General features: G+C 57.6%; 13 protein-coding genes. 4 read left to right on the top strand and 9 right to left on the bottom strand.

Going from position 1 to position 21,589, the window contains the following annotated elements; all coding sequences use genetic code 11:
• Positions 1-248 precede the first annotated feature (248 nt).
• Complete coding sequence (locus TBK1r_RS34370; protein ID WP_419580682.1) at positions 249-3,767, bottom strand: mechanosensitive ion channel domain-containing protein; 3,519 nt, start codon at positions 3,765-3,767, stop codon at positions 249-251.
• A 205-nt stretch (positions 3,768-3,972) separates the two neighbouring features.
• Between TBK1r_RS34370 and TBK1r_RS34365 the strand changes: the two genes are divergently transcribed.
• Both TBK1r_RS34365 and TBK1r_RS34360 read left to right on the top strand, forming a co-directional pair.
• On the top strand, positions 3,973-7,404 hold the full coding sequence (locus tag TBK1r_RS34365; protein ID WP_145220289.1) for a mechanosensitive ion channel domain-containing protein: 3,432 nt from the start codon (positions 3,973-3,975) through the stop codon (positions 7,402-7,404).
• Between the two features lie 395 nt (positions 7,405-7,799).
• Entirely contained in the window at positions 7,800-8,543 is a 744-nt protein-coding gene (locus TBK1r_RS34360) for an IS110 family transposase (RefSeq protein ID WP_145220287.1), read from the top strand.
• A 163-nt stretch (positions 8,544-8,706) separates the two neighbouring features.
• On the opposite strand, the gene TBK1r_RS34355 is transcribed toward TBK1r_RS34360, so the two are convergent.
• A complete protein-coding gene (locus TBK1r_RS34355) occupies positions 8,707-9,627 on the bottom strand; it encodes an IS3 family transposase (protein WP_145220285.1) in 921 nt (306 codons plus the stop codon).
• A gap of 47 nt (positions 9,628-9,674) precedes the next feature.
• Positions 9,675-9,992, bottom strand: a complete 318-nt coding sequence (locus TBK1r_RS34350; protein WP_145220283.1) for a transposase — start codon at positions 9,990-9,992, stop codon at positions 9,675-9,677.
• Positions 9,993-10,046: 54 nt separating this feature from the next.
• Between TBK1r_RS34350 and TBK1r_RS34345 the strand changes: the two genes are divergently transcribed.
• On the top strand, positions 10,047-10,958 hold the full coding sequence (locus TBK1r_RS34345; RefSeq protein ID WP_419580680.1) for a transposase: 912 nt from the start codon (positions 10,047-10,049) through the stop codon (positions 10,956-10,958).
• A gap of 509 nt (positions 10,959-11,467) precedes the next feature.
• Here the strand turns inward: TBK1r_RS34345 and TBK1r_RS34340 are convergent.
• Positions 11,468-12,682, bottom strand: a complete 1,215-nt coding sequence (locus tag TBK1r_RS34340) for a threonine/serine exporter family protein (RefSeq protein ID WP_372897986.1) — start codon at positions 12,680-12,682, stop codon at positions 11,468-11,470.
• 378 nt (positions 12,683-13,060) lie between these two features.
• Here TBK1r_RS34340 and TBK1r_RS34335 point away from each other — a divergent pair, with 378 nt between their 5' ends.
• Positions 13,061-13,312, top strand: coding sequence for a hypothetical protein (locus tag TBK1r_RS34335; RefSeq protein ID WP_145220277.1), 252 nt, complete (start codon positions 13,061-13,063; stop codon positions 13,310-13,312).
• Between the two features lie 64 nt (positions 13,313-13,376).
• On the opposite strand, the gene TBK1r_RS34330 is transcribed toward TBK1r_RS34335, so the two are convergent.
• The 5 genes from TBK1r_RS34330 to TBK1r_RS34310 all read right to left on the bottom strand — a co-directional run bounded on the left by TBK1r_RS34330 (position 13,377) and on the right by TBK1r_RS34310 (position 21,459).
• Positions 13,377-14,543, bottom strand: a complete 1,167-nt coding sequence (locus TBK1r_RS34330; protein ID WP_419580679.1) for a serine/threonine-protein kinase — start codon at positions 14,541-14,543, stop codon at positions 13,377-13,379.
• Positions 14,544-14,589: 46 nt separating this feature from the next.
• Positions 14,590-15,912 carry a TlpA family protein disulfide reductase gene (locus tag TBK1r_RS34325; RefSeq protein WP_145220273.1) on the bottom strand — a complete coding sequence of 441 codons (1,323 nt, stop codon included), beginning with the start codon at positions 15,910-15,912 and terminating at the stop codon, positions 14,590-14,592.
• Positions 15,913-16,216: 304 nt separating this feature from the next.
• Positions 16,217-17,770: a N,N-dimethylformamidase beta subunit family domain-containing protein gene (locus TBK1r_RS34320; RefSeq protein ID WP_145220271.1), complete on the bottom strand. Its 1,554-nt coding sequence runs from the start codon at positions 17,768-17,770 to the stop codon at positions 16,217-16,219.
• Positions 17,771-17,858: 88 nt separating this feature from the next.
• Entirely contained in the window at positions 17,859-19,301 is a 1,443-nt protein-coding gene (locus TBK1r_RS34315) for an arylsulfatase (RefSeq protein ID WP_419580678.1), read from the bottom strand.
• A 781-nt stretch (positions 19,302-20,082) separates the two neighbouring features.
• A complete protein-coding gene (locus TBK1r_RS34310) occupies positions 20,083-21,459 on the bottom strand; it encodes a BNR-4 repeat-containing protein (protein ID WP_419580677.1) in 1,377 nt (458 codons plus the stop codon).
• Positions 21,460-21,589 lie beyond the last annotated feature (130 nt).

Raw genomic sequence — 21,589 nt, 5'->3', positions numbered from 1 at the left:
CGCACGACCACTCCACTATAGCGGGTTCAACGGCCGGTTGACACCGCAACCGTCCAAACGAAGCGCGAGCGGAAAAGGAGGCAGGTACCAAAATCCAAACGGCCCGAAGGGTGATCCGCACCTTGGTTTTTGGGTCGGCGGTAGTGGACGAGGCGACGAGTCCTGGCCAATCTGCCGACTACAGCGGGCTCGTCTACAGCGGACTCGTCGCCTCGTCCACTACCCGAATGTTGAGCTGCGGTAGAGCCCTACGCCGCTTCGCTGATCGACTTGGACTGCTGACGATCTCCCTCCAGCCCCAAGGCGGCCGCCGCCGGCATGGTGCGAATGTGCAGATCGCGTTGCGGGAAGGCGACTTCGATTCCCGCCCGGCGGAACGCTTGATCGATCTGGGTGTGCAGCTGATGAATCACTTCGAGCCGATTGTCCAGGGTCGGAAGGTAGGTCCGCAACGAGAGGTTCAATGCGTTGTCGCCGAACCCTTCAAACGTCGCGATCGAAGGCGGATCGTCGAGAATCAGCGGGTGGTCGTTGGCCGTTTTGAGCAGGATCTCGCGGGCCCGTTCGGTGTCGGATCCATACGCCAGACCGACCTCGATCACGATTCGATTGACCTTGTCCGACAGCGTCCAGTTGAGCAACCGACCGGTGATGAATTCCTTGTTGGGAACGACGTATTCCTTGCGGTCCCAGTTGGTGATCGAGGTGGCTCGGATGCGGATCTTGGAGACCACGCCGGTGACATCATCGACCGTCACCACATCGCCCACGCGGATCGGACGTTCCAGCAAGATGATCAAACCCGCCACGAAATTCGCAAACATCTCCTGCAACCCGAACGCCAATCCGAAGGTCAATGCCGTCGCCAGCCATTGGATTTGTGACCACTGCAGGCCGATCGTCGAACAGGTCGCGATCGTCCCCGCCAGCACGATCGCATAGCTGACCAGGGTGGTGATCGCATAACGCACCGATTGATCGACTGGCAGTTGCTGAAGCACCGAGATTTCCAGCAAGCCCGGACCGTTTTTGGCCAACACGAACGTGACAAAGGCGAGCAGGATGGCCAATGCCAAGTCCGACGCCGTGACGACGTCGGTGGACTCGCCGGTCGCGTCCACGGTTTTCGCGGAGCTTTCCAACGCGTCTTGCCCGGGGACCAGTCCGACCGCCGGAACTGCCGCTGCGGCGACGGTCGGTGTCTTCGATCCGCCCCACAATTCGTATTTGTCCAGCATCCCAAGGGCAGGCAAGACCTGCACCCAAATGCACCACAGGCCGATGACCGATGCAGCGATCAACGCGCTGTTGACCAATCGTTGTGTTTGCAGACTGTGGGTCGAGATGTCGCTTTCCGGCGTCGTGGTCACGATGCCGGCAACCGATTGACGCCCCTCGTCGTCTGTCCCCGACGAGGCCGCCGCGGCACGTTGACGTGATTGGGCGATGCTCAGCGAACGCCGACGAAGCATCAACATTCTCAGAAACATCGAACGCAACACCAACAAGACGGAGACGAACAGGGCGGTCGCAAAAACACGCCAGAACAGTACCTCGGCCGTGTAGTAATAACCAAACGTTGCCAATAGCCCCAACGTCACGGGAACGCTCGCCGCCGAAATCCCCCAGACGTACCGAAGCCGGCTGGCCCATTCAGATTTGTGGGTCGTCAGGTAATCACGCAGCACGCCGCCGGGACTGAGGATGCGATACAGGAACACCGCCAACACGATCATGCCAGCGATGTAGGCCAGTCGCTCGACCGAATTGCGACCGTGCGACGAATCGGTCACCGACAATAACCCGGTGACAAACATGATCGGCAACGCGAAACCCATCAGCTGGCGGAGTTCCCGGCGGACCGTGGTCGTCACACTGCGGCTCCAGCGAAAATGGTTTTCCGCCAACCCCAACGGCCGACAGACCTGGCGCAGACATTCCAGCGCCAACCAGATCGCGGCGACTCCGAATAGCCCGCGCGAGACTCCCTTGATGAACAGGTCGCCGCCGTGGGAAGCATTCAGCCGCCAGCCGAGAAACACACACAGCAAGGGACCGGCCGCGGAAATGACGATCGTCAGCCCCAAGGTCAGCACCGTCGGAACCATCGATTGGCAATTCGCCTTGAACGCAATCTCGCCGGCATGCTTGATCCGCCCCCGCATGCGTTTGCGGCGTACCGTCAGCACGCCCATCACCGCTGCGGCCAACAGGTACAAGGGGAAACTCTTGCGCGCATCGGTGGCCAGGTGGGTTCCCAGACCCAACCATGCTTTGCCGTCCAGCAGCTGCTTGTCGGTCGTTTCGATCGCGAAGTCATCGGAGAGGAATCGTGCACTACGGATCCACAGCACGCGTTCGTCAATGTAGTTTTCGTACTCGGCGGTCAATGTGATGATCTGGCGGTCTTCGAAATCCAGCTCCACGAGTGCGTCGAAGTACTGGTTGCTGGTCCGGATCAATGCGTCCAGGTATTCCTGTTTTCGGGCCAGCAGTTCTTGGGCGGCCGACTTGAGCACCGTGATATCTCGACCGCTGGTCGGGTGCTTGATCATCTCGGCGATGCAGGATTCGGTGTCCGCGATCGCTTGACGTTCGTCGTCGTATTCAAACAGTTCGTACTGGGCGTCATTGATCAACGTCTGGCGGTTGGCCACTGCGGTCTTTCGCTGTCGAACGTCGGGCAAGGTGGAGCGTTGTTTGCGGAGCAAGGCGCCCACCGAGCTGGTCAAACCCACCAACTCCACCTTGTTCTTCGTGGTCTTGAATTGCTTGGCCAATCGCTCGTGGACTTCGGTGGACGCTTTCAGGTCCTGTTCGGCCGTCGCCAGTGAGTCGGCGACCCGCTTGGCACTTTCGGCCAACGCCTGGTTCTGCTGGGCAAACGCCCGCAGCGAGGGTGCCGCTTCGATTGCTTCGAGCTTTGCCTTGCGGACCGATTCGGCCGCGGCGAGCTCGCGTGCCGCCTTGATGCGAACCCCCAACGCCTCGAGACTCTTTTCGGTAAACATCACCTGCTTGGCTGCCAAATCCGATCGCAGCTGGACGATGCCGAGCGCTTCTTCGGCGTCATACTTGGCCAGTTCCGCTTCGAGCGTCGGGATCTCCATTTCCAGGACATGCTGGCTGGTCTCGGCGCGGACTTGTCGGGCCGTGGTCAGCGGCGTGGTCAACGCCGTCGGCTCGGTGGTGGCCTCGGGGAGCCGGTTGCGTCGCGTCTCTTCGAGTTTCTGTTGCAACTGCACCAACCGAGATCGAATTTCTTTGCGCCGCTGCGATCGGGTCTGGGATTCCGATTCGGCGGTCAGTCGGTTTTGTTTTTGCGTCGCCAGCTGAACCTCCAGCTGTGCCAGTTGCTGTTCCAGTTCGACCAATTTTAGCTGGGGGTCGATGGCCGGTTGCTTGGTTTTTAATTCCTCCAGTTTTCCGCGAATGCGCTCGGCTTTCGCGCCGGCGGCTTCCGCTTCGGCGGCAAACTCTTCTCGCTGGCGGGTTAATTCTTGGGCCGCTTTCAAGTCCGCCAACGCGGCTCGATACGATTCCAAGACGGAGTTCCGGACGTCGGGGGGGAGCGTCGCGTCTTGGTCAACCGTTTGCAGCCGCTGGTTGATCTGCTCCACCGTCAACGTGGGGGACTGCGGACGCGATTCGGCCTGCAGTGGACCAACCGGGGTGCTGCCGTCGGCCGCCGGCACATCGAGCGCTACGGCCACTACACAGCTGAGCGTCAACGCAAACAAAACCCGACACTTGATCGAATGAGACAACAAAGCAGGCCTCCTGCCTGAATCGTGATGAGGAACGCGCGGCGGTCTGCCAAACCGCAGCGGTGACACTACGTCAGGAAGGCAGATCGCGGCAAGTCGTTTCGTGAGCCACTGACGCACTTCGAATCCTGGACGCTGTCGCTATGATGCGTGGACTGTCGCGAAACGCTGAATCAAGCACGCTGTTTTGACTCCCAGATCCCCCATGACGTCCGCCGAAATGCCGCTTGCCCCACCGACCCGTCGTCCGCTTTGCTTGCAATGCATGACCCTTCTGTTGGTCCTGGTTTTGTCATGGGCGTGTAACGGCCAGGATGCAACCCCAACAACTCCTGTCTCGCCGGTCGTCGCTTCGAACGGTCCCACCGCCGATTCGATTGATGCCGATTTGGCGGCACTTGAACTGAAGACGGATCTGGACGATGCAACCAAAGCTCGGCTGGCGGCAATGTTGCAACAGGCCAAAAAAACGTTGCAGCAGGGGCAAAGCCAGCAGGAATTGGCCAAACAGTACGCGCAGATGATTGGCGGTGTGGCGACGCGTCGAGCCGAGATACAAGCAAAACTGGATGCCTTGGCGAGCAGTGAACCCAAAATCGATCCCAATTTAAGCCTCGCCGATGCGACGCAAAATTTGGCCACACTGAAAGCCGAACTTGCCGCCGCCAGCAAACAGGTGACGGACCTGACGGCCGAATCGGTGCGCCGGCGGACGCGGCTGACGGAAATTCCCAGCCAGTTGACCGATGCCGAACGCGAACGCACCGAGGTCTCCAAACAGCAATCCCAGCCGGCGCCGGTCAATGAATCTGCGATCGAGTCCCAGACGCGGAAAACGTTGTTGGCCACCCGGGCCGAAGAACTGTCCACCCGGATCGAGTCGCTTCAAAACGAGCAGGCGGCCTACACCGCGACGGTCGATCTGTTGCCGCTGGAGCGAAAACTGGCCGAAGCTAACGTCGCACAACTGCGTCGCCAGACCGAAATGCTACAGGCGGCGGTTTTGGAAATGCAAAAAGACCAGGTCCAGGCGACCGCCGCGAATTTGGAACAAACGGTCAACGCCGTGCCCAAAAGTCTGAAGAGTTTAGCCGAGGAAAACGTTGAACTTGCTGACATCCAAAAGCAGTTGATCGAGCAAGCCGCCCAAACGCAACAGAACTTGGTGGCGGTGCAAGCCGCGATTGACGAAGTCAAGGCCGATCAAAAGTCATCCCAAGAACGAATCGATGCGGTCGGGCTGACCGATGCCTTGGGCGTGATCCTTCGTCAGCAGCGGGAAGAGGCGAAAACGCTGAGGAACAAGTTTCGCCCCCGCGACGATCTGAACAAGAAGGTCGAAGAATACCAACTCAGTTCGTTTCGCCTGGAAGACGAACTTACCGATATCAACCAGTGGCTTGATCAACGCGAAGCTCCGTCGGTCGACTGGGATACAACGGAGATCGCTTGGAGCGAGTTGAGCAGCGCCGAGGCGGAATGGGTGTTGGTTCGAAAACGCCGCCAATTGATCGAGGAAACGCTGCAATCTCAAAACGCGGTCCTGCAGTCAATGTTGACCAGCGACACACAGCGGCACGAATTGATTCTGTTGATCGATCAGTTCACCAATACCATCGACGTCCATTTATTCTGGACCAAAGACGCGCCGACGATTTCGCTCGAAGAATTGACGGTCGCTCCGGAGTTGCTCCAGTGGGTCAGTTCGCCGGCGTCCTGGGCCAAGGCCGTCGAGCAGATGGTGCTGACGGTCACTCTCAAACCGTTGCCATCGCTGGCGTTGGTGGTGCTCGCCTTTGCGGTGCTCTTTGGTCGTGCTTGGGCGCGGCGACGGATCAAGTATGAAGGCGACGAGGCGACGAAAATCAATGTCGGTTTCGAGTCCACCCTGCGGGCCTTGGCGGCAACGTTTATCGTCGCGATGGTCTGGCCCGTTTGCCTGGGGACGTTCGCTTATCTGATTCTAAAAACCTCACCACCCGATCCCTTCGTCCGCGGGCTCGGGTTCGCCCTGGCCATGTCCGCACTCTACGTCGCCTCGCGCGAACTGCTGGCGAAAGTGTGTCGCGACCACGGCGTTGCCGAGTGCCATTTCGGATGGACGGAAGCATTGCGCAAGCATCTGCGGCGACACCTGCGTTGGTACACCTGGCTGGGCGGATTGATCGTCTTTCCGATGGGCCTTTTTTCTGAGCATCCCGAGCCCAGTGTTCGGATCTTTGCGATTCGGGTCCTGTCGACGGCACTGTTTCTGGTCACCGCAGTCTTTCACCATTTGATGCTCCGCCAACGCAGTCCGCTGCACGTGCAACTCGTTCTCGATCATCCCAAGTCCTTGGTGTATCGAATGCGAAAGGTGCTGTGGGCCATCGCCGTCTTGCTGCCGGTCTTGTTCGCGATGATGGCATTGGCCGGCTATCTGGAAACGACCTTTCGGTTAGGCCATTCGCTTCAGATGACATTCTTGTTGCTGGTGGCCACGGTTCTGGTGTACGGGCTGCTGACGCGTTGGTTGATGCTGCGGCGGCGCGATTTGGCACGGCGAAAAGCGATGGAATTGCGGCAGCGAAAACTCAAGGAAATGGAGAACTCGGAATCCCAACCGGTGGCCAACTCGGTCGGCATCGTCTTGGAAGAGGAAGAAGTCGGTGACCTGGATACCCTGGACGAACAGGGGCGACAAACCGTCTTCGTCCTGGCGTCGCTGATGGTGCTGGTCGGACTCGGATGGATCTGGAGTGATTTGGTCCCCGCGCTGGCGTATTTTGACGACGTGACGATCTGGAACGTCGGGACCGGCGAGAACATCGAAACGGTCAGCCTGCTCGACGTGCTGTACAGTTTGCTCGGCCTGGCGTTGATGGTCTATGCGACGGGCGTCGTCCCACGCGTGTTCGAATTGATGGTCCGTGGCAGAACCTCGCTCGACGGCGGAGCACGCTACGCGATCGCCACCTTGATGCGCTACGTGATCGTTGTCGTGGGCAGTTTTATTATTTTGAGCCTCCTGAGCGTGCCCTACAACCAACTCGGTTGGCTGCTGGCAGCCGCATCGGTCGGTCTCGGATTCGGGTTGCAGGAAATCGTAGCGAACTTCGTCTCGGGAATCATCTTGCTGCTCGAACGCCCCGTCCGCGTCGGCGATGTGGTCACGATCGATGGCACCACCGGAATCGTATCTCGCATTCAAATGCGCGCCACGACGGTCACCAACTGGGACCGCAAAGAGTTGGTGATTCCGAACAAAGATCTGATCACGCAAAAGTTGCTCAACTGGTCGCTCACCAACGTCATCAACCGGTTGACCATCGAAGTCGGTGTGGAGTACGGCAGCGATCCCGATCAGGTCCGCGAACTGCTCTACAAAGTCGTGCGGTCCCATCCTCAGGTGCTCACCGATCCGCCGCCCTTGATCAATTTCGACACGTTCGGTGACAGCTCGTTGAACTTTGCCGTCCGGTTCTTTCTCGAAAAACTGGACAACCGGATCGAAGTGACGCACCAGATCAACACCGCGATCGCGGACGCCTTTGCCAAAGCCGGTATCACGATTCCGTTCCCCCAGAGAGACGTGCACGTGGACGTCCTTGGCGACGGCAACGCGTTGCCGCTGTCCATCCGCCGCGGAAACGATTGACCTTTGAGGCTACGCCGTGAAGTATTTTTTAGCGGTAGGGCGCGAGCCCTCCGGTGTTTCGCTGACATCCCTCCGGGATGTCGATTTCATGAGTGCCGGATCTCTATTAAATACACTGGCTCCCCTCTCCCCACAAAACGCCAAAGACGCAAAGCGTCGAGCGTTTTTTGGGGAGAGGGGCTGGGGGTGAGGGGCACAACATAGAGGCCGCAACGCTATCAAGTACAACCGCCCAACCATCTGTTCTGAGCCTGGTGAGATGGCTACTGAATCGATCCCAAGCCCCCTCATCCCCAGCCCTGGTATGCCCCTAGATCGTGAAAAATCTAGACAAAGACCATTCGAGTGCTCAATTGGAAGAACTTTTCAACACTTCCAATTTGTAGAGAACTCAAATGGCCGTTACGAAAAAATCTAGTCGAAAATCCGCCTGCAAGGCTACCAAGCGACGCTACATCGGAAAGCCATCCGGTGTCATCCAGGAACGAGTCCAACAGGCAGGCCCTCAGAAATTCGGTATCGTTTCGGTGGACTGTGCCAAGCGACGGTCGATCTGGATGCTCTGTGACTTCTTTGGTCGTGTCATTGTCGAACCAACTTCGGTCGAGCACAGTGCTGGCGCTCTCGCAGCAATGGTCCAACTCGTTGATGCAGCTTGTCAAGCCGAAGGGATCCTCGACTCCATTGTCGCCGTCGAGATGACCGGTGTCTACCACAAACCCGTGCAGCAAGCGTTTCGCAAAGCGGGGTACGACACAAGGACGGTTCACCCCTTCGCGTCTTCGCACTATCGAGAGACGCTTCACCCCAACAATAAGACTGACCCTAACGATCTCGAAGCGATTTTTCACGCCGCCATCAACGGATACGGATTGGCGATCTTGCCCGTTGATGAAACCCACCTGTCACTGCAACGTCTTTGTCGGCAGCGTCGCAATTTGGTCAAGCAACGCGCACGGGTGCAAGTACAGTTGCGAGCGTTATTGCATCAATCCATGCCTGGCTACGCGGATCTTTGGGATGATGACAAACTCTTCAACGGATCGATTGCGATGATCATCGCGAAACTGTCTTGGTTCAACGGAAATTGGAATTTGCGGTCCAGTGAGTTGAACAGGGTGGCGGCATCCGGCCGGTAAGATCGGGCATCGTGCCCGAAGTTTTTTCGCATTGAGCAAACATCGAAGGGAAGAGGACCGCACCAAGTGATACCGCCACCCTTCGACGTTTGACTTGGCACGGCGCTTGAGTTGGTCCTCACCAGAGCTCTATCCTCCGACCAAGTCGTTTCAGTCTCTCACATCAACTCGCCATTGCAAGTGATTCGGTGGATGTTTCTCGGCGTCGCAAACGCGCTTCCTCGAGTTTGCGATCACGCTCGGCCTGAATCTCATCAGCCAAGCCGCTTAAGCAATCAGCAGGCGTGATGTAACCAATCGCGCTGTGTAGCCTCACGGTATTGTAATGCACCATGTACGCCGAAATTTGTTTCATGGCCTCTTCCCGATTGCGAGGGCAATTTGGGCGGATACATTCCTTCTTGATCGTGCCGTGAAAACGCTCCAGCTTCCCGTTGCTCTGCGGGTAATACGGGCTCGTTGTCACGTGCGTCATCGAGTGAAATTTGACGAACGCCTTGAAGTCCTTCGCGATAAACTGTGGGCCGTTATCGCTGATCATTCGCGGCGTGACGCCAGGGTGTTTTTCGAGCGCCGCTTGGCAAACGATCTCCACATCCACTTCGGTCATCGACTCGCGAAGATCGAAGTGCACCACGTAGCGACTGTAGCCGTCGAGAACCGTAATCAGATAGTAAAAAGTGCCTCCGACATTGATGTAGGAAATGTCCACATGCCAATGCTGATGCGGTTTTTCCGGGTGTTTGAAGCCTGTTCCTTTGGTAGATCCAGACGTGGACTTCCGGTCCAACCGTCCTGCTTTTTTCAAGACGCGATACACCGTTGACGGGCTTACCGCAACGATGTCGTCATCAAGCATCATAAACGTCAAACGGCGATACCCTTCCAGCGGGTTCTTGTCGTGGAAGTCGATGATCGCCTGACGCTCCCAGCCTTCGAGCCACCAATCCCGAGGGATCTTTCCGTTATGCTCGTTGGCTTGGCCGTAGCGTTTCTTCCATGTGTGAAATTTGTTCGCCGGTAAATCGATCCATCCAAGCAACTGCTTGGCGGTGAGTTCGGCGCGGTCTTTCCAGTAGTTGATGTAATCAACGATCTGGTCTCGTGTGTCGTGAGGAACCCAGCGACCGGTTAGAGCTCCCCATTTTCTTTTTTTGCTCGGATGTTCTCCTCCATGAGCTCCGCGATCACTTCGTTTTTGGAGTCCAGCTTTTCGCGAAGCTTTTGAAGTTTCGCGTCTTGCTTTGCGGACTCGGCCTTAGCTGACCGTGGCGAGCTGAAAGCCTGCTCGGCTCTCTGTAGTACTGCGTTGACCCAGTTGTGGATCATCGTAGGTTGCACATCGAGCTCGTTGGCGATCTCCGAGACCGGCACTCGGTCCTTCAGATGCCTTCGAACAGCATCGGCTTTTTGCGTGTCGGTGAAGGTACGTCGTTTCTTTCGAGACATCAGAATTCTCCTCAGGTGGTGAAATTAACTCACCGGAGACAAAATTCCAATTCCATGGGAGGCAAGACAAAACAATTCCCGTCTGACGAGGCGATCAAAAAAGCGAAGCAAACCGGCATGGCAAAGTACCTTCGCAAGAACAAGACTCGAGTTCAAAAAACAACACTCGACAAGATCTTTGCGTGGAGTGCTCAGGCAGTTCAACCCGATCCGTTGTACCCGTTGTTGACCAAGCAATGGAAACAGCTAAATGAGATACGCGAATTGCTCAACGAACAGATCAGCCAGATTGAACAAGAAACGGCGCATTTTCTCGTGAAAACGCCATATATATTGCTTCTCTCTGTCACTGGGATCAACGTTGTTTCCGCAGGTGAGTATGCGGGCGAAGCTGGACCGATCGAGCACTATGCAACTGCCATTGCGATCAACGGACGCGCCGGGCTTTACCCTGCTCGATACCAAAGTGATGAAATTGACCGAAGCGGTTCCGTCGCCAAAAACTGCAATCGTCGACTGCGTTCCGCTTGCATTCTCGTTGCAAAGAACTTGATCAAATGCCATCCGTACTACCGTGGCTTGGCTGCTTTGTGGAAGAGCAAAGATATCTGCACGCTCGATCGCCAGTGTCGAATGGCTAACCGAGCTAACCGAATGGTTTTCCAGATCGTCAGCGGACGCCAAGTGTGGCGAGGTAAGCACGTCGACCGGGAGTGCCTGCTGAAAAAGCTATGGAAGTTTTATATCGAACACGGCACGCCGCTTGATCAAACGGTTGCTGATATGAATGAAGCTCTCAAGTGGCTTCCCAAGTCGGTCTATAGCGAAGAAGCAAAACCCTTCGCCAAGCTGGCAAATAAAAAACGCCGCGGAGCCGTATCGATCGGCGATCTGCTCATTCCTCTTCTGGTTCGACTTGGAGTTCGTCAGGCATCTAAGGTAGAATCAAACTCGTCCGAAGCTTAGGGCCCGCGTTGACTTGTCGTGCTTTCACTTGCACACTGATAACATCGTCTACAGCCCGAGGGCAGACGCGGCTTCTCGAAGCTGCAGTCAACAAGCCCGTGGAAGAAGTGTGATGCTCTGTCAGCGGTTCAAACGCCGGATAAGACAGTGTGAGGCTCCTAAGCTTCGGATATCTACCAGGGTGGCGAGACTGAACCATTCATGCTGACTGAGACGTGCTCAGCAAGCCGACAAGCCATTGGACTTTAAGACTAAAAAAAGTTACCGTAAGGTAATGCCGCTAGGCGTTCGCGCGCACCTCGCCAATGCGAGCTAAATCAAGTTCGGCCATGACAGTGCTTCTCCCCCACAAATCGACAAGCAAGCTTGTTAACGATTTGTGGGGGAGAAGGGTGTCATATCCGTCAGAAACTAAATCGAAATCCCCCCGGGAGACTCGATGCGCTGACGCGATCTCCTTCACCGATTGGATTTAATCGAAAAACACGCCGGGACCCTCGAACCGGCAGTCAGAGAATCCGCTTCGGTGGAATGATCACGTTGGATACCAGGAGGCCGCCGACCAGGCTTGCGCCGACCAGCATCATTTCAAACCCGAACTGAACCCCTTCGAGGGTCTGGTGCTGCCACAGCGCCGACAGGGACCGGTAGCCGAACGAACCCGGGACCAGGATCAGCATGCCCGGTGTCAGCGGGACCAACGCCGGGATGTCGCGGATTCTGGCGTACAGATTGCTGACACATCCGACCGACAAGGCTCCGCAAAACGAACCGACTTCGATGCCGAATTGCGGCCCGATTCCCCAGCTGGCCAGGACGCCCAGGGTCGACACCAAGGAGATGATCGGCCATTGTCGCCAGCGGGCACGAAACACGATCGCAAACGCGATCGGCGCCAGCGCCAGGGCGATCCATTGCCAATAGGGCTCGGGCAACGGGCGCGGTCCCAGTTGCGGATGAAGACGATCCAGCAGACGCCAGACCAGAAACACGCCCACGACCAACGTCGCCAACGAAACCAACGCCCCGGACAATCGAGCCACTCCGGCCGACAAATGCCCGACGGCCAACTCCGTCAACGCGACCGTCAGACGCAGACCCGGAATCAAGATGATCAGACCGGCCAGCGTGACCAGGCGATCATCGATCGGAACCAGATAGGCCGCGACCAGCAAGGAACTGGTCGCCGCCGCGACACCGGCCAGCGGTTCCAACAGCCCCGATTCCCATCGCCAATACTCGTGCAGCAACTCGATCCCCGCGACGAGCGCCCCGATCAGCCCGGCCGCGGCGATTTCCCAAGGCGTTCCGCCGAAGAAAACGGCGACGGCGGCACAGGCGACCGCGCAGGCAGAAATGTAGACCGGGCGGCGATACAAGGGCGTCGCCTCGTCGATCCGTTTTAATTCCGCCATCGCCACGTCGGTGCCAATCTCCAGACGATCCACTCGGCTGAGCAGTTGGTCAAACCGAATCAGTTTGTCGACGTTCACCGGGCCACTGTCGACACGTCGGACCACGGTCATTTCATCGCCCGACCGGTCACGCAGCGAAATCACCAGCGCCGTCGGGGTGTACAAGAACTCGCCGTGGATGCTCAACGCGTCGGCCACTCGACCCATCACGCGTTCCAAGCGGTGCGACGGCGTGCCGTAGCGATGCAACATGATCGCCGCTTCGATCAAGAATGCCTGTGTCGGAGGCGTTTTCTGCGAGTTTTCCATCCGCAGGGTTTTAATCCGCCACACCCGTTGGTGTCTAGGCTTCGCCCAACGGCTAATCATCGTTTGACATCAGCCGGTTCACGCCAGTGCGAACGGCGCCAACCTCCGGCAGTTGCATGGCTCTTCGCCAACGCGTGCAGGCCTGAATCCTTTTCTCTCTCGCAAAAATAAAACGCGCCCGAAGCTCAATCAACACGAGCCCTGTTGAACACAAACATTGCGACGTTCCAACTCGGGGGTAACGACACGTGTCATGATCGCTCCGTTCCCCTCGTTTCTGGGTCACATTGCTCGTGCTTCCAACACGATCGGTCTCGTTGATCGGTTGTCCTCGCGAGGCGGATCGTCGCATGCCAACCGCGAGTTAATCCATCCATCATGAGTTTCTGGTCAATCACACTGATCGTGACGGGGGCAATTTGTGTTCTGATTTCGATTCTGCAGTCGCGGCATTCGACGGCATCCGAGGATTTTATTGCGGTCCACAAAGGAATGGACGACGAGCGAATCGGCTCGCAACTCAAACAGGGGCCGTGGAGAGTGGACGCGACGCTTGGGATCCAATTCGGCGCCGCCTTGATCGCGCTCGGCCTGCTGTGGCAGCTGATTCTGTCAGTCTATTGGTTTTGAAATCGAAACGCCTAAAGCCTGGACTCCAACGATCGTCGGACCCCGATGGGGGAAACCTTGCCAGTTAGTTTCCCCACAAGAATGCAGCGAGTAACAGTCCGATGAGAAGGATCCCCAGGCCGAGCAGCACGAGGGAGAGCAGGGGAGGTTTGCCGGCGGCGGGTGACACGTTGATTGGAACGGGGCCCAACGCAGGTGACGAGGTAGCCGGCGCCGGCAGTTCGGCCGTTTCGGTCAGACTTTGACGCCTCGCGTTCTCCTGGTACTCGACTTCGAGTTGCTGTTCGATTTCCGCCAGCGTCATCGCAACCTCGCGGGCCGTTTGCGGGCGTTTGGAGGGATGTTTCGCTAGCAGCCGATTGATGATGCGGGCCAGACCCGGATGCAAGTGCGGGCAAACCTTTTCGACTGGATCAAATTCCGCTTGTGTGACGTTGATCAACGTGGATGCGGAGTCGGTCCCTCCGAACGGTTCGTGGCCACTGAGCAAATGGTAGAGCACGCTTCCCAGGCTAAACAGATCGCTGCGATGATCGACCGTTTTTGCTGTCGCTTGTTCCGGCGACATGTACTTGGGTGTCCCCAGCACGACGCCCGATTGAGTCAGTCGCACGTCGGACGTTTGACTGCGGGCAAGTCCGAAATCCAGAATCTTGACGCGTCCCGTCTCCGCTTCCAGCCAGAGGTTTTCCGGTTTGATGTCGCGATGGATCAAGTCAAGTTGATGAGCGGCGGCCAGTCCGGTCGCCACCTGCCGTCCGATGTTGGCGACGACACGCGGATCGATACGGCCTTCGCGTTTCAGTTTCTGTCGCAATGATTCCCCGACCAAGTGCCCCATCGCGATGAACGGGACGCCCTCGTACTCCCCGACCTGATAGATCGTCACGATGTTCTCGTGATCGATTCGGGCTGCGGATTCGGCTTCGCGGAGAAATCGTTTTCGGGCCATCTCGTTGGCCGCAACATCCGGTTTCATGACCTTCAGCGCGACCGTTCGACGCAGTCGCGGGTCTTCGGCCCGATAAACGATCCCCATCCCGCCGACGCCGATCACGTCGACCAAGCGATAGTCTCCCACGTGTTCCGATTCGAAGGAGTGTGGTGCGTCGGCGGTTGAATGAGTGTTTGCGTCGGACACCGTTCGTGACGCATCGCCCTTCGTCGCATCGAAGGCCACGGTCGGTTCGTCGTCCTGCGGTGGAGCATCACGATCGTTCGGCCCTTGCATGGTCATCCCATCGCCTCGGTGCAAGGTTACGGATCAGAGACTTCGTTTATGAATCTCCGTCTTCATCACCATCCTTGTCCTCTCCATCCTTCTCATCCTTGTCGTCGTCCTTGTCGTTGTCACTCTGCTCGGCTTCGTCCGGTTTGTCTTCGAGTTCGATATCGAATTTCCGTTCCAGTTGGGCTTTGATGAAATCGCTCAGGCCCGGTCCCCGCAGTTGTCTGGCGGTGGCCAGGATTTCGCCGCTGTCGCCGTCGACGAGCAGGACAAAGGGAATGCCGCTGACGTCGTGCATGTTGCCGAGCGTCGTGTCCCACAACTTACCCTCGTAAATCTGTGGCCACGGTTGTTCGTTTTTTTCCAGAAAGGCCAGGATCTTCTCTTCCATGTCGGCGCGATCAAAACTGATGCCGAGGATCTCGAATCCGTTTTCGTGCCAGTTCGCGTAAGCCTTTTTCATGTGTGGGATCTCGCGGATACAGGGACCGCACCAGGTTGCCCAGAAATCCAACATCACGATCTTGCCCGCATAGGAATCGGGGAAGTTGATCTCTTTGCCGTCCATCGTTGTCGCGGTGAACGTCAATGCGGGTTTGCCGACCGTCAGATCTGGTGGCATCTGCATTTGCTCCAGTTCTTCGGCGGCTTCGTTCAGCGTGAGTGCTCCGTCTTTCAATTCGAAGACATAGGTTGTGCCCGTAAAGTTGAAGGGAGTGCCGACGGAAGCCATTTCGAATCGACGACTGATTTTTCCATTTCCGTCACGATCGACGGGAAGTCGCGTCGTCGGTGATGGCGCCCCGCTGACGAACGTGCTGAATTCTTGTCCGTCCAATTCATACGTGTATTCGTAACCAAAATCGGTATAGAACAGGATCGTGTCTTTGAGTGATTGGCGGCGCTCGTCGTTCGGATCGAAGCGATAGAAATTGATCGTGCCGAGCTTGCCATCCCCCAAGTCGATTTCTCCGCTTCCGCTGTACATCGTGTTTTCCCCTTGCGTGGTGGACTTCCACTTCGGTTCGGGGTCGTTGGTCAAGTCACCATCGTCGTTGGTGTCGATGTACAGTTTCGAGTCGCCCTCTTCGGGCTCATCCAAGATGTAGGCCCACTTCTGATCGCCGACTTTGAAGAATCCGTAGCGGGGTGCTTGCAGGTCTTCCGGTGCCACCTCGACGATGTCGGCTTCCTGGTCCATCTGGGATTGGATCGGACGATAGCCGCCGACCTTTCGCGCGATGCCACTGGAAACAAAGTCGGCTTTGAGCGTTTGGGCTTGGACGTCCGACTCGCCACCGCAGAAAAAGACCGAGCAGCAGAGAAGAGCGGGCACAATCACCGCGAGACGCGGACGATGAAAAGAAGTCATTGAAGGGATTCCGTGAGGTCGAGATGACTGGATGGATCAGACCCGTGCAAACGAAGCACTGGCGTTGCGGTCCCTGCACCGTGGAGTTGATCACGAGCGTTTCCGTTCACCGGGCGATGAAAATCTATTCTAGCGATCTCCGGCGCCACCGGGGCGCTGGGCCGCCACCCGGATCTTCAGGAGAGTGCGGAACGGCGCGAGCCGTCCGGTTTCGGCTCGAACGCGCGATACAGGACCGGAGGGCTCGCGCCCTGCCGCTAACAACGGCGGAAGGGGTTGGCGTGACGGATCGCAAGCGGGACGCTTACGCCACGTTGTCGATCGCCCGACGCAGCAGGTTGTGGGTGATTCGCTGTACACGGTCGTCCGGCCCATGCGGGCGACTCCAATGGGACCAGGGGATCCAGTGCCCCGGCGGACTGGCCAGGTCTTGGCACCACCAGATCGTCGACGCGTTGAAGACAAAATTGCCTTTCGCTCCGGGATAGATCGTCGACGTCCATGCCTGAGGATTCACGCCGCCTTGCAGCGCCGTCCCTTTGCCGACGATTTCTAGACCGGGGATGTCCGCCGGCGGATCGCCGTGATACTCCCAGCCGATCAGGCCGGGAATCGCTTCGCCCCGCTTCATGCCCGTCCCCTCAAACATCCAGTGATCCGGTCGGGCACAAACCCAATCGCCGCCTCCGTTGACCGGATCAATGTTTCGCGAGCCCATCAAATAACCTTCGTCGGGGCCGCGATGCGGAAACGGACCGTGTTGTTGCTCACGGAGTTTGGCCCATCGGTAATCACCGCCGTACGGTCCCCCGCGAAACAAAATCCGGTTTGCCCGGCCGTCCACGCTTTCGCGAAACGGGCTGACCCAGCACACGGAGTTTCCCGACAGGAACAACAAACTGACGCCTTCGTCACGCATCTTGACGACGCTGTTGTATTGCCGAATGTCCCAGTATTCATCGTGTCCATTGCTGATGAATGCCTTGCACTTCAAGCCTCGATCCGGCGCCAGCATGTCGCTGTTGGAACAATACGTCACATCGTAGCCATGTTTTTCCAGCCAATAGGCCAGCGGATACTCAAAACACAACCACTCCCCGGACCCGATCGTTTGCGGATTCTCAAAGATCTGGGGATACATCCCGTAGGGGCGATCGAAACTGACGTCGGCCCAGGGACCCTGGTTGCCTTTGGGATGAGTGTAGACGGAGTAGTCGTCGGGCCACTGGTTGTACGCTTGCCAGGTGTTGTCGCTGCACTGCAATAAGATGTCTGCGGGGCGGTCGTCCCGAACGATGAAGACGACGTAGTTTTGCCAGTAACCGAATCCGGTCGCATCGGTCAGTGTTGAAAGACGACCCAAGTACACGCCGCTGGGCCAATCATCGGGAATCGTCAGCGTCACCGAGGGCGTCCACCGACACTCGCGCAGCCGCTTTTCACCGACTTCCGGCAATGGCTGCACCGAACCGTCAAAGGGGCCGAGTTTCGTCATCAACCGGGCACCGCGACCGCCGTAATATCCGGTGCGAAAGATTTCAACCACGAATGCTTGTGCCGGGTCGGTCGAGACCATGATGTCGATCGATTCCCCGGCCGCCACACTTTGCCGCGAACAATACCCTTCGATCTTCGACGCTCGCACCCCGTCGCGTGAATCCAGACGGACCCGCGTCAGTTGCCAGTCGCGTGACCCCGGTTTCGCGTTCTCCCGACGAATCAGCGAGGCACCCGAGTGCTCGGCGGCGCCACGGTCATCCGCCATGGCGTTCGACGACAGCGCACCTAACGCGGACATGGCCGAGACGCCCTTGAGGACGTCACGCCGGCTGAGATCGGGTCGGTTCGGCTTGGTCATGGCATCACGGCGAGTAACGAGCGGACAAGCTCAGAACCCAATTCAATGGGTCCTCCGCGTCATCCAAAAAACATCAGTACTGAATTCTTCAACGCGCTTGCCAGTTCGGGTGCGGCGTATGAGCCTCCGTCATCATCGCTTCCATGCGTTTGACGATGTCGGGGTGCTTGTCGGCCAGATTCTCGGTTTCGCCGATGTCTTGGCTGAGATCGTAAAGCTGTGTCTTTCCGGTTCGCATCGGTATTCGGATCGCTTTCCAATTGCCGGCACGAACGGCTTGCTTGCCGCCGCGTTCGTAAAATTCCCAGTACAGGTAATCGTGCTTGGCCTGCTCGGCAGCGTTGCCGGTGATCGTCGGAACGAAGCTGGCCGAATCGGTTTTCTCGGGGCAGCGAACGCCGGCCAACTCGGCGGCGCTAGCCATCAGGTCACCGAAGTAGCCGATGTGGCTGGACGTCGTTCCGGCCGGCGTGGTGCCGGGCCAGCGGACGATGAACGGCACGCGAATGCCGCCTTCAAACAGATCCCGTTTCATGCCTTGTAGCGGTCCGGCGGGGTCAAAGCGTTCGGTGTTGTGGCCGCCCTCGTCGTGTGGGCCGTTGTCGCTGGAAAACATTACCACGGTGTCTTTGGAAATCTGCAATTCGTCCAGCAGGTCCAACAGCCGGCCCACGTCAGCGTCCATGCGCGTGATCATCGCCGCCTGTCCCTTGTCCGGATTGCTCCAGTCCTTGTCCGCGTACGGCCCATAGTCGGGGACTTCTTGACCGTCTCCGGTGCCGCGTGTGCCTTCGTTGTTGGCATGCGGGATCGTCAATGACAGGTACAGAAAAAAGGGTTTGTCTTTGTTTTCCGCACTCCGCTTGATGAACCCCAATGCTTCGTCGGCGATCAAATCGTGACTGTAGTCGACTTTCTTGGTGGCCCACCCGCCGGTGAATCCACCGTACGATTTATCGTTTCGCTGGACGACGTTGCGCAGCGGCGATTTGGTCTCGTTGCGCCACAGGAATTCGGGGTAATAGTTGTGGGCGTGAACCTGATTCAGATAGCCATAGAAGAAATCGAAACCCTGCCGTCGCGGCAACCCCTCGCGTCCACCGAGTGTGTCATCACCGAGTCCCCACTTTCCGCACAGCGCCGTCTGATAGCCCGCGTCTTTCAAGACTTCCGCCACCGTCACGTCTTCGCTGCGCAGCGACTGTTTCGACATGTCGGGGCCGCCGGCGTTGCCGCGGACGTGGGTGTGTCCCATGTGTTGCCCGGTCATCAAGACGCTGCGTGAGGGCGCGCAGACCGTGCTGCCGGCGTAAAAATCCGTGAACCGCATCCCCTCGGCGGCCATCTGATCCAGCCGCGGCGTTTGGATCAGTTTCTGGCCATAGCAACCCAGGTCGCCGTAGCCCAAGTCGTCGACCAGGATGAAAACGATGTTGGGTGTTGCCGCTTTGGACGTCCTGGCTGGCCAATTGGCACTCCCGATCAACACTAGGCAACAGGCAGCGAGGATGGGATTGGTAAATCGAATCATGGCGTGCGCTCGCAAAGATCGGTCCATAAGAATGATTGGTTTTGGGGACAGAGTATACCTTGGTCGGCGTGTGCGGTTTGGGTAGGAAAATTTTGAAGGTAAGAAAATTGCATCCCGCAGACTTTCTTACCTCCAAAATCTTCTTACCCCCGCGCGTCGTCCAGTTTGCCGTCGGTAGCGACGGCAAGCTTGACGGTCGCCATTTGAAATGCTGTGGAGATGCAACCACGAAAGACACGAATGACACGAATCAAGAACAACCAGTTAAATTGTGTTTCCGATCGACCGCTCTTGTTCGTGTCATTCGTGTGTTTCGTGGTCCACTCTCTTCTCACCAACCGAACGCCAGCAAGCCACTATCAGACCGGCGAAAAGAGTTGGCCCACGGATAGCAGCGCGGACCCACGGATGTCATCCGCCGTGTCACGCCGATCCGACGGCAAGCTCGACTGTCGCCATCAAAAACGCTGTGGAGATGCAACCACGAAAGACACGAATAACACGAATCAAGAACAATAAGTTAAATCGTGTTTCCGATCGGGCGCTCTTGTTCGTGTCATTCGTGTATTTCGTGGTCCACTCTCTTCCCACCAACCGAACGCCAGCAACCCATTATCAGATCGGCGAAAAGAGTTGGCCCACGGATAGCAGCGCGAACCCACGGATGTCGGCCAGCACGGACATGCCGAATGGATGCCGTTTGCCAAACGCCATGATCGCAATTACGCAGCGATCGCTCCACTATCTGCGCCCGCTGCTGTGGATGGAGGTTGCGAGCGGTTTAGCGCGGCGAGGCGAGCGCGATGATGTCGAGGTGATAATCGGTATAAGATTTCAACGTTCCTCGAGTCCACAAGATCACGCGTGTCTCCGGAACGCCGTTGGCAATGACCGGTCGCAGCTGGTCTTGGGTGGAATCTTTCGTCACAGCGGTCCACGTCCAGGTTTTGCCCGCGTCGGTGGTTGTGCCCGCGAAGAGTTCCCAATGCCTTTGTCCGTCAGCGTTGCTCACAAGCGGTGTTCCGGAGACCGGGTCAGCGTTTGTGGAGATGACGACGTAGTTGGGGTCTTGTGGATCAAGTGCCACCAACCCGGTGTAGTCGTCTTCGCCGGAATAGAGCTTGGTTCCTGCATGAGCCATTTCGTGCTCGCGCCATCGCGTCCCATCCCAGCGACCATAGAAATAACGGTGATCCGACCCGCCTGCTCCCCGGCGTTTGCGCACCGCGGCACCATCCACCTGGACGGAGAACGCGACGTAGGGGTTGCCGAGCGTGTCGATTTCGACATCACTGGCCCAGGCAACTCGATCCGCCGCTCCGGCGAACACTTCGGTAAAGTCACGCGGTTTCAGTGGTTCGCCGGTGGCAGTGGGGGTCGCCAAGCCAGAGCCGTCGGACGCAAATAACTTGCCTGCCTTGTAGTAACCGTGATAGAGACTGTTGTCATACGCCCTGGGATGATCATCTGTCGCGATAAAGTGGATCTCGTCACGGCCGTTACTCGCATAACAAACATAGGGTCGCCGGCCGTCCATGCCCGTGTACCTCGGGTCATCGTTTAGGTCAGCGGAGGTTCGCTGCATCAGTCGCCAACCGTAGTTCCAGGTCGCACCGCCGTCATCGGAGAAGTTGCAGTTGGGGTTGAAACCGCGTCCGCGATGGAAATTGAAAATGCGATCGTTCTCGTCGGGCAACCGGTAAACGTTCGAGTACGTGTAGCCCGCTCCGACATCGAACTGTTGCTCCTGAGTCCACTCGCTGAGATCGCCCGGACGAAGCGTGATCCGTGACCGTTGAAAATGATCGTTGCCATGTTTTCCATAGACGGCAAGCAATCGCCCGTCGGCTAACAGGCAAAGTCCCGCGACGGCATGATCGTCACGTTGAAGTTTTGCATGCAGACGGAAATGCGTGGTTTCACCGCTCGAAGGATCCAACTTTGTCACGACCAGGTCTCCGGCGTCCCAATCGCCATGGTCGTCGCCGGAAATGGACGTGAAGAATACGTTGCCACCCCACCCGATCGCACGTTGTCCCTGGAACCAACACCATCCGCCATTCTCCTTCACCACGATCGGTTCAGCCGCGTGAAGTGATCCGGCCCAAAGCAACGAAAAGAAGAAGCAGAAAAAGACGTTCGTTTTCGATCCTGACATTAATTTTGCACACATCGCATCACTCACGATTTGTTTCGTCAAACAACAATGATCATCCAGACGGCACTGGCCACGGTGCCGACGACTAACGTCCATCCTACCCGCTTGAGGTGTTTGGCTGGCGGCGGCC

This window comes from Stieleria magnilauensis (genome assembly GCA_007753675.1).
In the GTDB taxonomy this organism is placed as follows: domain Bacteria; phylum Planctomycetota; class Planctomycetia; order Pirellulales; family Pirellulaceae; genus Stieleria; species Stieleria magnilauensis.
This window is presented reverse-complemented; position numbering and strand designations above follow the sequence as displayed.

Bases quoted from the DNA above. Each gene is read 5' to 3' on its own strand.
- TBK1r_RS34365 (WP_145220289.1), top strand. From the start codon at position 3,973: ATGACGTCCGCCGAAATGCCGCTTGCCCCACCGACCCGTCGTCCGCTT.
- TBK1r_RS34360 (WP_145220287.1), top strand. From the start codon at position 7,800: ATGGCCGTTACGAAAAAATCTAGTCGAAAATCCGCCTGCAAGGCTACC.
- TBK1r_RS34350 (WP_145220283.1), bottom strand. From the start codon at position 9,992: ATGTCTCGAAAGAAACGACGTACCTTCACCGACACGCAAAAAGCCGAT.
- TBK1r_RS34345 (WP_419580680.1), top strand. From the start codon at position 10,047: ATGGGAGGCAAGACAAAACAATTCCCGTCTGACGAGGCGATCAAAAAA.
- TBK1r_RS34340 (WP_372897986.1), bottom strand. From the start codon at position 12,682: ATGGAAAACTCGCAGAAAACGCCTCCGACACAGGCATTCTTGATCGAA.
- TBK1r_RS34335 (WP_145220277.1), top strand. From the start codon at position 13,061: ATGAGTTTCTGGTCAATCACACTGATCGTGACGGGGGCAATTTGTGTT.
- TBK1r_RS34330 (WP_419580679.1), bottom strand. From the start codon at position 14,543: ATGCAAGGGCCGAACGATCGTGATGCTCCACCGCAGGACGACGAACCG.
- TBK1r_RS34325 (WP_145220273.1), bottom strand. From the start codon at position 15,912: ATGACTTCTTTTCATCGTCCGCGTCTCGCGGTGATTGTGCCCGCTCTT.
- TBK1r_RS34320 (WP_145220271.1), bottom strand. From the start codon at position 17,770: ATGACCAAGCCGAACCGACCCGATCTCAGCCGGCGTGACGTCCTCAAG.
- TBK1r_RS34315 (WP_419580678.1), bottom strand. From the start codon at position 19,301: ATGATTCGATTTACCAATCCCATCCTCGCTGCCTGTTGCCTAGTGTTG.
- TBK1r_RS34310 (WP_419580677.1), bottom strand. From the start codon at position 21,459: ATGTCAGGATCGAAAACGAACGTCTTTTTCTGCTTCTTCTTTTCGTTG.